The sequence below is a fragment of the Chryseobacterium contaminans genome (assembly GCF_001684955.1).
GTDB lineage: Bacteria > Bacteroidota > Bacteroidia > Flavobacteriales > Weeksellaceae > Chryseobacterium > Chryseobacterium contaminans.
On sequence record NZ_MAYF01000218.1, the window covers coordinates 1 to 1,107 of the forward strand.

A 1,107-nucleotide genomic window follows, 5' to 3' on the forward strand; every position below is an offset into this window, starting at 1 on the left:
CCTCGGTAATGGTAATTCCCTGAACTACGGTTTTATGCAATAATGAATTGGTTGCATGAAGCAATAACTGGAATTTCCCGTCTTTAAATTCTGTGATCTTAAAGATCCTTTCTCCATAAGGTTTTTCAAGCCCAAAAGGCAGAACCTTCACCACATCAGCATTACTGGTCTGCCAGCTGATGATAATCTCTTCACCTTTTTTCGCGTGAATTTTATTGGCTGTAAAAGTCTTTATGGCAGGTGGAATATTGTATCTGAAACTTCTTTGATGACTTTCTAAATTCTGGTCATAAGTCTTCCTCCTGGAAGGATCGCTTAATGTTTCATATGCTTCCTGAATTTCACGGAAACGGTCTGCAAAAAAATCGTCGTTATCATTTTTGTCAGGATGATATTTCAGAGAGAGCTTGCGATACGCTTTTTTGATGTCTTCATCTGAAGCATCCTGGGATATGCCGAGAAAATAGTAGTAGTCTTTCATTGAGCAATACAAAAATAGGGATTTATTTTCTTTTTGCTTTGTGTTTGGTGGAAAATAGCCACTGCTTCAAAGTTTACTCTACATTGTTGGAAAACGCAATGGTGCAAAGAAATTGAGAATCTCTATGCTTTAAGGAGAAGGATTTTATCTGCGAGAATATATATTCATTTTTTAAATTTATCTGACACTTTTAAGCAGTTACTTATCATAAATCCATTCTTTGGTCGGAATAATCCATTCATCAAGAGCTTTAAATAGAAAACCATGGTTCAGTCCTGTATTAAGCTCAATCTCTTTAAAATTCTTTATATTCGATCTGATAAATCGCTGCTCCTGAGACAAAGGGATATGCCCGTCATCTGATTTTTCCGTAATAGAAAGTATTTTCCCATACAACCTGAAATCCGGATCTTTCTCCAGAGAATCATCTTTAAAACTAGCTCCGATAAAAACAAATTTCAGCTGTGGATTTTTTTGATAATAAGAAACATATTGAGCGATATAGCCCCCTTGAGAAGTTCCAACTACTGCAATATTTTCAGCTTTAATGCCCTTTTTTATCAGACGATCAATCTGTTTTTTTATTTTGAGAGCATACAATGCAGGATCAGTATTAGGTTTCCTCT

General features: G+C 35.6%; 1 protein-coding gene and 1 pseudogene. Both read right to left on the bottom strand.

All coding sequences use genetic code 11. The features are described 5' to 3' along the window. Nucleotides 1-481 (bottom strand): J domain-containing protein (locus BBH99_RS11940; protein ID WP_066695838.1); only part of this gene is annotated, 481 nt, incomplete at its 3' end. A gap of 198 nt (nucleotides 482-679) precedes the next feature. Then, a pseudogene (locus BBH99_RS11945) lies at nucleotides 680-1,107 on the bottom strand (alpha/beta hydrolase); the annotation flags it as partial.